The sequence below is a fragment of the Catenulispora rubra genome (assembly GCF_015356825.1).
Taxonomy (GTDB): domain Bacteria; phylum Actinomycetota; class Actinomycetes; order Streptomycetales; family Catenulisporaceae; genus Catenulispora; species Catenulispora rubra.
The window spans coordinates 37,287-50,914 of sequence record NZ_JAACYW010000010.1 but is presented as its reverse complement, the minus strand read 5'-3'; the positions used below and the strand labels follow the sequence as shown (position 1 = coordinate 50,914).

The 13,628-nt window shown below is 69.6% G+C and carries 13 protein-coding genes; 6 read left to right on the top strand and 7 right to left on the bottom strand.

What is annotated here, in order from left to right; translation table 11 throughout:
• The first annotated feature begins 48 nt into the window (after nt 1–48).
• Together GWK61_RS05375 and GWK61_RS05370 are read left to right on the top strand one after the other, a co-directional pair.
• Complete coding sequence (locus GWK61_RS05375) at nt 49–2,637, top strand: ATP-binding protein (RefSeq protein ID WP_194905587.1); 2,589 nt, start codon at nt 49–51, stop codon at nt 2,635–2,637.
• A 65-nt stretch (nt 2,638–2,702) separates the two neighbouring features.
• Nucleotides 2,703–3,491, top strand: a complete 789-nt coding sequence (locus tag GWK61_RS05370) for a DUF4118 domain-containing protein (protein WP_194905585.1) — start codon at nt 2,703–2,705, stop codon at nt 3,489–3,491.
• A gap of 100 nt (nt 3,492–3,591) precedes the next feature.
• On the opposite strand, the gene GWK61_RS05365 is transcribed toward GWK61_RS05370, so the two are convergent.
• A complete protein-coding gene (locus GWK61_RS05365; RefSeq protein WP_194905583.1) occupies nt 3,592–4,254 on the bottom strand; it encodes a hypothetical protein in 663 nt (220 codons plus the stop codon).
• Nucleotides 4,255–4,834: 580 nt separating this feature from the next.
• Here GWK61_RS05365 and GWK61_RS05360 point away from each other — a divergent pair.
• Both GWK61_RS05360 and GWK61_RS05355 read left to right on the top strand, forming a co-directional pair.
• A complete protein-coding gene (locus GWK61_RS05360) occupies nt 4,835–5,251 on the top strand; it encodes a hypothetical protein (protein ID WP_194905581.1) in 417 nt (138 codons plus the stop codon).
• A gap of 110 nt (nt 5,252–5,361) precedes the next feature.
• Complete coding sequence (locus GWK61_RS05355; RefSeq protein ID WP_194905579.1) at nt 5,362–6,333, top strand: magnesium transporter CorA family protein; 972 nt, start codon at nt 5,362–5,364, stop codon at nt 6,331–6,333.
• Nucleotides 6,334–6,407: 74 nt separating this feature from the next.
• Here GWK61_RS05355 and GWK61_RS05350 read toward each other — a convergent pair whose 3' ends face one another.
• Entirely contained in the window at nt 6,408–6,635 is a 228-nt protein-coding gene (locus tag GWK61_RS05350) for a CBU_0592 family membrane protein (RefSeq protein WP_194905577.1), read from the bottom strand.
• Nucleotides 6,636–6,747: 112 nt separating this feature from the next.
• Between GWK61_RS05350 and chrA the strand changes: the two genes are divergently transcribed.
• Nucleotides 6,748–7,941, top strand: a complete 1,194-nt coding sequence (chrA, locus tag GWK61_RS05345; RefSeq protein ID WP_194905575.1) for a chromate efflux transporter — start codon at nt 6,748–6,750, stop codon at nt 7,939–7,941.
• Between the two features lie 44 nt (nt 7,942–7,985).
• Complete coding sequence (locus GWK61_RS05340) at nt 7,986–8,639, top strand: MOSC domain-containing protein (protein ID WP_194905573.1); 654 nt, start codon at nt 7,986–7,988, stop codon at nt 8,637–8,639.
• Here GWK61_RS05340 and GWK61_RS05335 read toward each other — a convergent pair.
• The 5 genes from GWK61_RS05335 to GWK61_RS05315 all read right to left on the bottom strand — a co-directional run bounded on the left by GWK61_RS05335 (nt 8,636) and on the right by GWK61_RS05315 (nt 13,628).
• Nucleotides 8,636–9,913, bottom strand: a complete 1,278-nt coding sequence (locus GWK61_RS05335) for an MFS transporter (protein WP_194905571.1) — start codon at nt 9,911–9,913, stop codon at nt 8,636–8,638. The two genes, GWK61_RS05340 and GWK61_RS05335, sit on opposite strands and share 4 nt — an antisense overlap.
• 86 nt (nt 9,914–9,999) lie before the next feature.
• Nucleotides 10,000–10,227, bottom strand: coding sequence for a hypothetical protein (locus GWK61_RS05330; protein ID WP_194905568.1), 228 nt, complete (start codon nt 10,225–10,227; stop codon nt 10,000–10,002).
• Between the two features lie 2 nt (nt 10,228–10,229).
• Nucleotides 10,230–10,460, bottom strand: a complete 231-nt coding sequence (locus GWK61_RS05325) for an MbtH family protein (RefSeq protein WP_194905566.1) — start codon at nt 10,458–10,460, stop codon at nt 10,230–10,232.
• The gene (locus tag GWK61_RS05320) at nt 10,453–11,013 is read right to left on the bottom strand and encodes a hypothetical protein (RefSeq protein ID WP_194905565.1); all 561 of its coding nucleotides are present in this window, start codon (nt 11,011–11,013) and stop codon (nt 10,453–10,455) included. The genes GWK61_RS05325 and GWK61_RS05320 overlap by 8 nt, the downstream gene beginning before the upstream one ends.
• Entirely contained in the window at nt 10,995–13,628 is a 2,634-nt protein-coding gene (locus tag GWK61_RS05315; protein WP_194905563.1) for a penicillin acylase family protein, read from the bottom strand. The genes GWK61_RS05320 and GWK61_RS05315 overlap by 19 nt, the downstream gene beginning before the upstream one ends.

Below are 13,628 nucleotides of genomic sequence, written 5' to 3'. Positions count from 1 at the left end.
TGCACCTTGGGAGAACCGTGACAGGATCGATTCCGAGACGGAGGCGAGATGGGCGGGCGCGGCAGACTGCGGGTCTACCTGGGCGCGGCGCCAGGAGTCGGCAAGACCTACCACATGCTCGACGAGGCCCGGCGGCGCGCCGAACGCGGCGCCGACGTCGTCATCGGGTTCGTGGAGACCCACGACCGGCCGCACACCCAGGCGATGCTCGACGGCGTGGAGGTGATCCCCCGCAAGACGATCGAATACCGCGGGACCACCTTCACCGAGATGGACGTCGACGCCGTGCTGGCACGCCACCCTCAGGTGGCGGTCGTCGACGAGCTCGCACACACCAACATCCCCGGCTCGCGCAACGCCAAGCGCTGGCAGGACGTCGAGGAACTGCTCGACGCCGGCATCGACGTCCTCACCACGGTCAACGTGCAGCACCTGGAATCGCTGAACGACGTGGTGCAGAAGATCACCGGCGTGCCGCAGCGCGAGACAGTCCCCGACGAGGTGGTCCGCTCGGCCGACCAGATCGAACTGGTGGACCAGACTCCTGAGGCGCTGCGCCGCCGGATGGCGCACGGCAACATCTACAAGCCGGACAAGATCGACGCCGCGCTGTCGAACTACTTCCGCCCCGGCAACCTCGGCGCGCTGCGCGAGCTGGCGCTGCTGTGGGTGGCCGGCCGGGTCGATGAGGGCCTGCAGCGCTACCGCGACCAGCACGGCATCGACAAGGTCTGGGAGACCCGCGAGCGGGTGGTGGTCGCGCTGACCGGCGGGCCGGAGGGCCCGACGTTGATCCGCCGGGCGGCCCGCATCGCCCAGAGAGTCGGCGCCAAGGCCTCCGACCTGCTCGCCGTGCACGTGGCCCGCTCCGACGGACTCACCGAGGCCTCACCGAAGTCGCTGGCCGAACAGCGGGCCCTGGTCGAATCCCTCGGCGGCACCTTCCACTCGGTGGTCGGCGACGACATCCCCGAGGCCCTGCTGCAGTTCGCGCGTGCCGAGCACGCCACCCAGCTCGTGCTCGGCGTGTCCAGCCGGGGCCGGCTGGAGCGGTTCCTGGGCGGCTACGGCATCGGCGAGACCGTGGTGCAGCAGTCCGGCGACATCGACGTGCACATGGTCACGCACGAACGCTCCGCAGCCGACGCTGGTCACTTCGCCCTGCTGCGCCGGGCCCTTCGCCTGCCGCAGGACGGCAGGCGCTGGGCCGCGCCGCTGTTCGGCCTGATCCTGCCTTTCGTACTGACGTTGGTGCTCGCGAACCTGCGGACCCGGCTGAACCTGGTCAGCGACTCCATGATCATGCTCAGCGGGGTGGTGCTGGTGGCGCGGCTCGGCGGCCTGTTCTCCGCGCTGTTCACCTCGGTCACGGCCTCGCTGCTGCTCAACTACTACTTCATCCCGCCCTTCTATGAACTCACCATCGCCGCGGGCAACAACGTCATCGCCCTGGTGGTCTTCGTCGTGGTGGGTCTGACCGTCGCCTCGGTCGTGGATCTGGCGGCCAGGCAGTCCCGCCGGGCCGCCAAGGCTTCCGCCGAGGCCGAGACCCTTTCCGAGCTCGCGGTGTCGGTGCTGCGCGGGGACGAGGCGATCGGCGCGCTGCTGGGACGGTTCCGGGAGACGTTCGGGATGGAGTCGGCGGCGCTGCTGGAGCGTGCCGACCCCTCGCTGCCGCCGCGTCCCGACGAGCAGGACGACCCGGACGCGTGGCGGCTGGTCGCGGCGACCTCGACGACCGGCGCCATGCCGTGCCGCACCCCCGGCGAGGCCGACGTGCTGGTCAGCGCCGGGCCGGACACCATGCTCGCGCTGACCGGACGCACGCTGCCGGCGACCGACCAGCGGGTCCTCACAGCGTTCGCCGCGCAGACCGCGGTGGCGCTGGAACGATCGAGGCTGGCCCGCCAGGCCGCGCAGGCCGTACCGTTGGCCGAGGCCGACAAGATGCGCACGGCGCTGCTCGCGGCGGTCTCGCACGACCTTCGCACTCCCCTGGCCACCGCCAAGTTAGCCGTCACCGGGCTGCAGAACACGTCGATCGACCTGCCGGCCGACGACCGGGCAGAGCTGCTCAGCAGCGCCGACGAGTCGTTGGACCAGCTGACCCGCCTGGTGGACAACCTGCTGGACATGAGCCGGCTACAGGCCGGCGCCTTGACCCTGAATCTGGAGCCGACCAACGTCGAGGACGTCACCGAGGCGGCGATGGGCAGTCTGAGCGGCATCGACCGGCACCGGATCACGCTCGGCGGCTTCGAGACCGTCCCCGAGGTCAGCGCCGACCCGGTGCTGCTGGAGCGGGCCGTGGCCAACCTCATCGCCAACGCCCTGAAACACGGCACCGACCACCACCCGGTCACGGTGACCGCCAGCACTCTCGGCGACACCGTCGACCTGCGGGTCATCGACCGCGGCCCCGGCATCCCGCCCCAGGACTTCGGACGGATCTTCACCCCGTTCCAGCGCCTCGGCGACCGCGACAACACCACTGGGATCGGCCTCGGCCTGGCGCTGTCCCGCGGGCTGGTCGAGGCGATGTCGGGGACGCTCATCCCGGAGGAGACGCCCGGCGGCGGGCTGACCATGGTGATCACGCTGCCGAGGTCGATCGAACCTGAGCCTTCGCAGGCGTAGCCAGCGCCCGAAACGCACACGCGATCCAAACAGCTGCCGACCGCGGACAGCGGTACACAGGAGGTATGAAGTACTTCGGCCGTGTTCACCGCGACCGGTGGGCGATGCTCGCCGCCGTGGCGCTGCCGCCCGCGCTGGCGGCGGTGCTCCTGCCATGGCGGTCGTCGCTGGCCAACACCGACGTCGCGCTTCTTCTCGTCGTGGCCATCGTGGCGGTCGCCGCGAACGGCCATCGCACAGCGGGAATCCTCACAGCCATATCGGCTGCGCTCTGGTACGACTTCTTCTGGACGACGCCTTATGAACGGTTCACCATCACCCGCAGCACAGACATCGAGACAACGGTTCTGCTGCTCGCCGTCGGCGTCGCGGTCAGCGAACTCGCGATACGGGCCCGGCACGCCCGGCGCACCGTCATCTACGACACCGCCTATCTCAGTGAACTGCGTTCGACGATCCGGCTCGTCGCCGCCGGCCGCGATCCCCACGAAGTCGCCGAACAGGTGGGGACTCAGCTGGTGACGCTGCTCGGCTTGCGGGACATCCGCTTCGAGCCAGGACAGCTCCTGGGCCGCCCACCACAGCTCGAACCGGATGGCACGATGTCCTGGGGCGAGACACGCTGGAACATCGACGAGCACGGTTTCCCCGACCAGGACATCGAGTTGCGTACCGGCTCCGGGGGCACGGTCTTCGGCAGGTTCATGCTCACACCGGCCCCCGGGACCGCGCCGTCGCTGCAGGCTCGTCAGGTCGCTGCGATGCTCGCTACGCAGGTCGGCATGGCTTTCGCGCAGCAGGAGCCCTCGCTTGGGAGCCGGTCGAATCGACGCGGACCGGTGGCCCGCGCATAGCAGGAAGAGATCCGCCGGATACGATCCGCGCCGCGCGATTCCCAGATCAGCGCGGCGCGGGAACGCAACCGCGGGCAAGCCGCGTCTGACAGCCAAGCTGTCAGCCCACGAGGCGCATGCGGTCGGCCAACCCGGTCGCGGCAGTCACCGCCTGGATGAGGGCGTCAGGGGAAGACCACCCGTCGCGGCGCCACACCAGCAGTTGCCGGCCCTCCACGCGCAGGCTGGGCCGCTCCGAGACGTGTAGCAGCGCGCTGACGCTGTCCTCGGTGAGCAGGCCGTCGGCCTTCTCGCCCCGGTCGGGCAGATACAGCTCGAACGCGGCATCAATGTCGGGCCGGCCGGTGCGCGCCCGCCCCTTCGGCGGGGCGTCGATGGCCCACGCGCTTTCGAAGACCGGCTCGGACCGGATCTCGATCCGCTCCGGCACTCCCGGCCCGGGCATGGTGACCGCCGCGACGCCGTACAGGTGCGGGGAGCCGTTGTACCGGCAGACGTACGTCGCCGAGGTGACAGGCAGGCCACCGATCTCGCCGGTGACGACGTCTTCGAACCGATGGTCGGAGCCGTAGTGGAAAGGCGGTGCCGTCGTGACGCGCAGGACATGGTCCACGCCCGGCGCTGCCACGAATCCGTACGTGCCGCACAGGGCTTCGGCGACTGCGGTCGCCTGTCTGCGCGTGCGGCGCGGGCCGATCCGCGGGCTCGCCACGATCAGCGTGACCAGGGACAGGTATCCGATGACTGGAAGAACGACCTCCACGATGCCTCCAGAAGTGTCCGTTTGACGCGGACGGTAACCGCAATACACGTTCGTGACAAACATTGCGAGGAGGGCATATGGGGCCAATGAGTGAGCAGTGAGGATCAATGCATCCGGTCCACCGGTGGATCGCAGGGCCCGGCGATCGTGCCGTAGCGGCACAGCACACGCCGGACCGCCAGCTGGTATCGCGGACCCGATATATCAGTGGTCTGGAGATCCATCAGAACTTCCCCGGATATCGGACGGCCAGCACGAGATAGAGGACCAGACCGACCGCGACAATCAGCCCGACGACGTTACCGGCGCTCACCGCGCGGCCCGCCGGCACATGTGTCCGCTCATGGGCACAGCACAGCACCACGCGACGATTCCGAAGCCGTCTCCAACGCGATCCAAGCACGCGCAGGGCGATCGCCCACAGGTCACACACGCCTATCGACCGCCATCGGCCCACACCGCGACAGCTCTCACGAGCGACGCCTGCGAGCCGTGCGAATCTCGGGCGCCGATGCTTGGATCACGTTGGGAGTCCCTCGTCGACGCGTGCAGCTCGGCCTGGCGCGGCATGATCAAGGCTGTGGACGACCTCATCGACGATCTCACCGCCCGGGCCCGCGCGCTGTGGACGCACTGCGCCGCCGCGCCCGTCGAGTTTCCGGTCGGAGGTGGGATCGCTGTCGTCACCTCACCCCAGTCGACGATCTGCCCTCGGGGATGGGTGGCATCGCTGGCCGACCACAGACTCCGCAATCGACAGCGTCGAACGGCTTCCCGTCGACGCGCCAGCACTCGCGCCTTCGATGCATCGATCCCCCAGGGCGAGTCCGCCGAGGTGTCAATTCTCGAGGTGACCTCGTGGGCCTTCGTCGCCCGCGACGGCAACCGTTCGGCGGTCACGTCGTCCGGGGCCGAGTTGCCGCTTTCCCCCAGGAGCCGCTCCGCCAAGATCGATCTATGCCGGATTCGCAGATCCTTCTGGGCACGCGAGACGTGAGCGGCGGGTTTGTGATTCTTGGCCGGACCGTGCCGTGTGCGGCGACGCCTGGCGACCACGTGCTGATCTGTCACGCGGCGCCGTCTCGGCGCCGGGTTAGGCTGACGCCCATGTCACGGACCCGCCTGTACCGCAACGGCGTGCTGGAAGCCGAGAACTTCGATCCCACGCAGATCTCCGAACACCTTGCCGATCCGTCCTCCGTGGTGTGGTTCGACCTGTGCGAGCCCACCGAGGAAGACCTGGCCGCGATCAGCGAGGAACTCGGCCTGCACCCGCTGGCGGTGGAGGACGCCGTCCACGAGCACCAGCGGCCCAAACTCGACCGCTACGCCAGCCACCTGTTCCTGACCGCGTACGCCGTCGACCTGGACGAGGTCTCCGGGCAGCTGGTCAAGCACGAGGTCGCCGCGTTCATCACCACCGGCGCCCTGGTGACCGTCCGCAAGACCGAGGGCTTCCGGATCGACAAGGTCGTCGAGCGCTGGGACTCCTCCCCGGACCTGGTCAAGTACGGCGTCGGATTCCTGCTGTACGGGCTGCTGGACTTCGTCGTCGACACGCACTTCGAAGCCGTCCAGACCCTCGACACCCAGATCGAGGCGCTGGAGGAGCAGCTGTTCGACGGCGACCCGAAGGACAGCGAGATGCAGCGGCGCACCTTCGAGCTGCGCAAGTCCCTGGTCGCCCTGCGCCGGGTCGTCATGCCGATGCGCGAGGTCGTCAACGCCGTCCTGCGCCGCGACCTGCACATCGTCGACCCCGAGATAGTGCCGTACTTCCAGGACGTCTACGACCACGTCCTGCGCGCCACCGAGTGGACCGAGTCGCTGCGCGACCTGATCACCGCGGTCTTCGAGACGCACCTGACGATCCGCTCCAACCGGCTGAACGTCATCATGAAGCAGGTCACGAGCTGGGCCGCGATCATCGCGGTCCCGACCGCGGTCACCGGTTTCTACGGCCAGAACGTCCCCTACCCCGGCTTCGGCACGCACACCGGGTTCTGGACGTCCACCGGCGTCACCATAGGGCTGTCCGTGATCCTGTTCGGCGTGTTCCGCCGCAAGGACTGGATCTGAGGCGCGGCCCGGTTGTCCCGACGTCCCGGCGTCAGACGAGTACGGCCACGGCCGTGGTGACGTCTGCCGACCCGTCAGCGCCCGACCCGGCTGTGCAGCAGGCTGACCAGGGAGACGACGCACCAGACGCCTTCGAGCATCGTGAATCCCCACTGGTGCTGCGCGACCGCGATCTCGCTCAGCGCCCCGGACCCCGCGGCGTTGAGCACCAGGTAGCCGAGCGACTTCTGGTCGGCCTTTCCGAGCTGGTTCAGGGTGAACGCCGCGAGGATGCACAGCGCCGCGCTGATCTGTACCAGCACCGTCGCACTCGGCGAGCGAACGCTCCTGCCGAGACACTGGCCGGCCTCGGCCATAAGTTATGGTGACCCGAAATCGAGGCCGCGATCGGGCAGGTAGTCAGGAGCTTCAGGCGTGGCGAACCTTGCGGAGGCCGCGCCAGGCCAGGGTGACGGCCGACCAGTCGGCCTGGCCACCATCGCCCGCGAGTGGGGACGCATCGGCTGCATCGGCTTCGGCGGCCCGCCCGCACACATCGCGCTACTGCGTGACCTGTGCGTCAAGCGCCGCAAATGGCTGACCGAGACCGACTTCGAGGACGGCATCGCAGCGACCAACCTGCTGCCCGGGCCGGCGTCCACGCAGCTGGCGATGTACACGGCATGGCGGCTGCGCGGCACCGTCGGTGCGATCGTCGGCGGTATCTGTTTCATCGTCCCCGGCCTGACGTTGATCCTCGCGTTGGCGGCGTTGTTCCTGGCCGGGCATCCGCCGCTTGTGGTGCGCGGCGCGGCCGCCGGCGCCGGTGCGGCGGTGGCCGTCGTGGCCGTGCACGCCGCGTGGGGTTTGGTACCGGGCAGCTGGAAGCGGGTCGGCACAGCCAAGCCGGACCGGACCCGTTGGGTCTTCTACGCCGCCGCCGGTGCGATCGCCGCAGCCCTGATCGGTCCCTGGCTGGTGGTGGTGATGATCGGTACCGGCCTGTTGGAAGTGGCTGTCCGCACGGGCCGGGCCGGGCCACGCACCACCCGGAGCTTCATGCCCCTTCCGCTGGCCGCGGCGGTCCCGGCAGCCGGCGGGCTCCTGGCGTTGGCATGGGTGGCGTTCAAAGTCGGCGCCCTGTCCTACGGCGGCGGATTCGTCATCATCCCCCTGATGCAGCATGACGCCGTCCACACCTACCACTGGATGAGCGACGCGCAGTTCCTCAACGCCGTGGCCCTCGGGCAGATCACCCCCGGGCCGGTGGTGCAGACCGTCGCGGTGGTGGGCTACGCCGCCGCGGGCGTCGGCGGCGGAGTGCTGGCGGCGCTGGTCGCCTTCGGCCCGTCGTTCCTGTTCGTCATCGGCGGCGCCGCGCGTTTCGACCGGCTGCGTACCAGCGAACGGGTCCAATCCTTCCTCACCGGTGCCGGACCGACGGTGATCGGCGCCATCGCCGGATCCGCGATCCCCCTGGCCGCCGCACTGCAGCACCTGTGGCAGTTCGGGATCCTCGCCACCGCCGCGGCCTGGCTCCTGGCGGCCCGGCGCGGTGTCGTCAGTACGTTGGTCGGCGCCGGCGTGCTCGGCGTCGGAGCTGCCTTGGTCGGTTGGCCGGTCGGCTGACCTGCGAGACCCGCGCACGCCCGGCACCCGGCTATCGTCGGGTTATGGCGTTGCTTCCCCTGGTCGTATCGGTGAACGTCGGATCGGCGCAGCCCACCGAGCACTCCGACGCCGACTTCACCGGTATCGACAAGCGGCCGGTCTCGGGGCCGGTGCGGATCACGGTTCCCGAACCCGGCGGCAGCGGGGTGTCCGGGGACGCGCTGTGCGATACCCGGTTCCACGGCGGCGAGGCGCAGGCTGTGTACGCCTACGCGAGAGAAGACCTGGACGTATGGGCCGCCACGTTGGGCCGCGTGCTCGACAACGGGGTGTTCGGCGAGAACCTGACCACGTCAGGACTCGACGTCACCGGCGCGGTCGTCGGTGAGCGGTGGCGGATCGGCTCGGTGCTGCTGGAGGTGACGGCGCCACGGATTCCGTGCCGGACGTTCGCCGGATGGCTCGGCGAGCAGGGATGGATCAAGACGTTCACGAAGCGCGCAGTCCCCGGCGCGTACCTGCGGGTGGTCGAGGAAGGTGACGTTCAGGCCGGCGATTCGGTCACCGTGCTCGACCGGCCCGGACACGGGGTCAGCATCGCGGAGGCGTTCCGCGCACTGACCACCGAGCGCGACCTGCTGCCGCGACTGCTGGAGGTCGAGTCGCTGGCCGAGAGGGCGCGCAAACGGCTGGGCAGCGGCGGATCCGACGACTAAAGCCGGCGGAGGCTGCGGCTGGCCAGACCGGTCAGCGCCACCACTGCGAAACCGAGACCGGTGAGGTGGAACATCGCCGCAGGGGACCAGTGGTGCAGGACGAGGCCGGCGACGGTCACCGACAGCGGGAACATGGCGAAGGTGACCAGGCTGATCAGAGCCTGGGCCCGGGCCAGCAGGTAGGGCGGCGGCATGCGCTGAGTCGCGGTCATGACCAGCACGGCCAGGACACCGTCGAGCGCACCGATCACCGCCATCGTCACCACCATCGGAAGCAGGCCGCCGACATGAGGTAGCGCAGCGAGCAGGCCGCCGTTGACGGCGAGCGCCGCGACGACAATCAAGCCCTGGCGCTTGCCGTGGACGAGGGCGCCGGCCGACCCGCCGCCGCTGAGCATGCCCAAGCCGAGGGCGGCCATCAGCCAGCCGTAGCCGGCGGGCCCGAGGTCGTGGCGGCTGCGCGTCAGGACTGGCAGGGCGACCTCCAGCGTGCCGCCGACCGATGCGCCCAGGACCGCCGTCATCAGCAGGACCGTGCGATACAGCGACGAGGAGCGGACGAAGGCGGCGAGGGACAGCGTTCTGGGAGTGTCCGGCTGATCGGGTGCGAGCGCCGAAGGCGAGTCCTCGGTCGAAACCGTGGCCCGATGCCGCTGATTGATGGCCACCAGCGCCAGCGCCGACACCGCGAACGATGCAGCGTCCGCACCGATCGCCGGCCATGGCGCGACCAGCGCAACGAGCGCGCCTCCGATCGGCGGCCCGATGACGTTGGCGAACAGGTTCGCAGCGATGCTGACGGAGTTCGCGGCGGGCAACTCCGCATCGGGGACGAGCGCCGGCGTGATGGACCGGTACGCCGGAAGATGCGCCCCTTCGCAGGCCCCGAGCACCACGCCGGTGACGACCAGCTGCGCCAACGAGGGCGTCCCGCGCGCCGCAGTGACCGTCAACGCGGTCAGCGCCCCACAGCGGACAACGTCGGCGCCGAGCATCACCGGCCGCGCGCCGAACCGGTCCGCCAGCGCTCCACCGGGCAGCGCGGTGACGATCCTGGCCAGGCCGAAGCCGGTGAGTGTGGTACTCAAGCCGCTGGTGGCGTAGCCGGAGCCGAGGATCAGGAACGGCAGCGCGACCAGGTACACCATGTCGCCGAGCGTGGACAGAGACTGCCCGGCGACCAGGATGCGGAAGTCACGGCGCCGCAGCGAGGCGAACGGCGAGCGGGTCTTCGGTGACGCGGCCGGCGTCGCCATCGCGGGTTCGGCACTCATCGACGACCTCCCATGACTCATATGGCTCTTCGAGCTGCCGGACCAGACCCGATCTGGTCCGGCAGCTCCTTGGCAGTGAAAGCGGCTCAGCCCACGTCGGCCGGGACCGCGAACCCGAGCTGCTCACGGCAGAACCGCTGCCATTGCTCGCTCTCGTCGCGGTACGCCGGCTCGTCGACGAACGGGTCGGTGGTAAGGCTGAGGTCGTCCCAGAGGAACACCGGGCCCTCGGGCTCCTGCGCGCCCACCCACTGTGACGCCGGGGCGAAGGCCCCCAGCGCCTCAGGCAGGTAGGCCCGGCTGTATCGCAGCATGCTCACTCCCCCGCCGACTGTCCGGCGGCAGCGGCGGCCATCGCCTTGCGCAGGCTCAGCGGCCGCATGTCGGTCCACACCTGGTCGATGTGGTCCAGGCACTCGCGCTTGGGACCGCGGACGCCGACCTCGGTCCAGCCGTTGGGCAGCTCGCGGCCGGTCGGCCAGATCGAGTACTGCTCCTCGTGGTTGATCACGACCGCGTACTCGCGGGTGTCCTCGTCGTCAGACATCGCCGACCGTCTCCTCCTGGTGCTCGATGTGGTGTTCGATGGGGGCCTCGGCGGGCACCGGTGCCGGGACCGCTCCGGTCCCGTGCCGCACTTCCTGAGTGGCGCCGACGACCTGCCGCACGGCCGCGGTCACCCACGCCCCGGTGCCGCACAGCGCGATCGCGTACAGCACGGTCAGCACATAGCCGAGCCACGCGGCGTTGTCGCTGATGCCGGCCAGGCCGATGGTGACGCGGGAGACCCGCGTGGTGTCCATCTCGGTCCAGCGCCGGAACAGATCGCCGCCCCAGCTGACCAGCGGCACCGCCACGATGAACACGGCCACCGCGCGGCCGCGCAGCAGCAGTGCGGCCCCGATGCCGGCGAGGATGGTGACCCACCACCAGCCGAGCTGGTTGCCGCCCCAGTCCAGGACGACGCCGCCGACGCCGACGGCCGTTCCGCGGGTGAGGATCCGGCCGAGCACGGCCGTACCCGTGTCCGTGTCCGCGATGCCGGCCAGGCGGCCGGTGCGCCTGCCGGGCAGGCGCCGGGTCAGGGCTTGAGTGTCCATGTCCGTCCCTTCGTCGCTGCCAGGGCCTGAGTGCCCTCGAGCAGGGGTGAGTTGCGTCCGGCGAACCAGTCGGCGAGCCGGTCCGAGTACCAGGGGGAAGCGGGGTTCTCGCTCTGTCCGCCGGGATAGACGCCGACCGCCTGCCCGGTGCCCCAGTCGACGACCATGCGCCAGCTGACGCCGCCGACGGCCACGCCGGTGAGGGTCTTGCCGTGCCGCACGGGGGCGGCGCTGACCACGGAGTCGATGGTGCGGCCGCTGCCGCCGGTGGGGAACGGGCCCTCGTCGAGCGTCGGCGACTTCAGCAGCGAGGCGATCATCACCTTGTGACTGCCGCCGAATGTCCACTTGCTCTCGTCGGGCCCGCGCGTCTTCTCCAGGCCGGCGACGGCGGAGGCGAACGCGGCGCGGACCACGTCGGTCGCGTCATGGGTCGTCGATCCGGGCGGCGAGAACACCGGATTGGTCGTGTCGCCGACGGTCATGTTGATCAGCAGGCCGTTGAGTCCGTCCACGGCGTAGGTGCTGTCGCTGGTGCGCGGCGTGAACACGTCGCGTGGCGGCGCCGGGACCTTGTACTGCTGCCAGAGCGGGTGCCACACGTCGTACCCGTACATCACCATGAACCGGCCGAACACGGCGGCCGCGGTGGAGTTCGCGGTGACGTTGTAGTTCCAGTTCTTCAGGTCGTTGATCGCCTTGGTCTCCGTCGGGTCCCACTGCCCGCCCTGCAAGTCGTTCAGCACCGTGGGCAGCAGGTTCCGGGCGACGTCGTCGACCGAGGACATCTGCAGGTTCTGCATCTGCTGGGAGGTGATGTCGGTCGCCCCCGTCAGCGCCTTGGTGATCTCGGTGGACCGCCACCCCTGGTCGAAGAAGTCGTAGCCCTCGCCGTAGTAGTACGGGTAGTCGGTGCCGACCTCACGCTGGTTGGCGGTCTGGGCGAAGCCGGACGGCGGGTTGTAGGTGATCGGCAGTGCCTCGAACGGGATGCTGCCGGTGACGTCGCACGCCCCCGTGCCGGACATCGGCAGGTACGGCAGGCAGCTGTCGGAGGTCTGGGGCTGCACGCCGGCGTTGATGATGCCGATGTTCCCGGAGTCGTCGGCGTAGGCGAAGTTCTGCGCCGGGGTGACCCAGGTGCGCAATGCCTGGTGGACCTGGTCGAAGGTGGTGGCCTTCTCGATCGTCAGCATGCTGTCGAGGTTGTCGCTGGGCATCGTGCCGGTGAAGTACACCGCCGCGGTGACTCCCTGGACGGTCATGATCGGGCCGTGCACGGTCATCCGGGTCGTGTACGTGACCATCGAGCCGTCGTGCTTCTTGATCTTGTTGACGATCTTGGCCATCGGCCGCCACTGTCCGTCCCAGAAGTACTGGTCAGGGTGCGCTGCGTCAGTCTGCTCCAGGTAGTAGAAGGTGTTCGGGCGCTGCGAGTTGGTCAGGCCCCAGCTGATGTGCTGGTTCTTGCCGTCCAGGACGGCCGGGACACCCGGCAGCGTCACGCCGGACAGGTGGTAGGACGGGGAGTTCAGCTCCACCTGGTACCAGATCGACGGCATGGTCAGGTTGAGATGCGGGTCCGAGGCCATGATCGGCTTGCCGGAGGCCGTGAGCTTGCCGGAGACCACCCACGCGTTACTGTCGCCGATGGTGTGGTAGGCGTTCACAGGAAGCTGCGACATCCGGTCCTGGAGCGCAAGAGACGCATCGATCGCCTGCGCGGAGGAACCAGTCTGGAACTGGGCCGCCGAGCCCGCCGCCTGCGGCACGGTACCGCCGGTCGGCGTCGGGGCGCCGTCGTCGCGCGCCGGCATCGGGGTCAGTGGCAGCTTCTGGTACGGGCCCGGGTCGAACGGATACTGCGGGTTCTGCCCGACGGACTTGTAGAGCTGGGTGAACTTCTGCTGGCCGAACGCTCCGGCGATGTAGCTGTACGCGGTCGGCAGCGGGTCGAAGGAAAGCGTCTGGGTCTCCAGCCGCTGCACGGCCAGGCTGTCGACCGGGGTCCACGGCTCGGCGGAGAAGTTCAAGAGCTTGTAGTAGAGAGGCAGGGCATTGTCTTTCTTCATCTGCGCCATGGCGGCGTTGACCCCCTGCGTGTACTCGTTGAGCACGGCGCGCGCCGGGGAGTCCGTCGGCAGCGCGTCCCAGTCCCGCTGGGAGGCGCGCAGCAGCCCGAGGTCGAGCTCGTACTCGTCGGAGGGCAGCGCGGCGGGGTCGTTGGTGGTCTCGGCCAGTCGTCCTTCGGCCTGGCGGCGCGCCATGTCCATCTCGAACAGGCGGAAGCGGGCCTGGGTGTAGCCCAGAGCCCGGAACATGTCGGCGTCGGTGCCGGCGTTGATGTGCGCGGTGCCATTCGCCTCGAAGGAGACGGTGGCGCTGCTGTCCAGGCCGGGCAGGCCGAGGGTCTGGTCGTGCGGTACGTCGCCCTGGCCAGCGGTGATCCACACCCCGGTGCCGGGGTTGATGGCGGCGCCCAGCGGCGGGATGGTTCCGGCGCCGGCGACCGACACCTGCAGGACCGCCACGGCCAGCGCGAGCGCCCCGACCAGCGAGGTCACCCGCAAGCCGAGCCGGCCACGCGGTGTCAGGCTCCTTCTCCAGGATCTCAA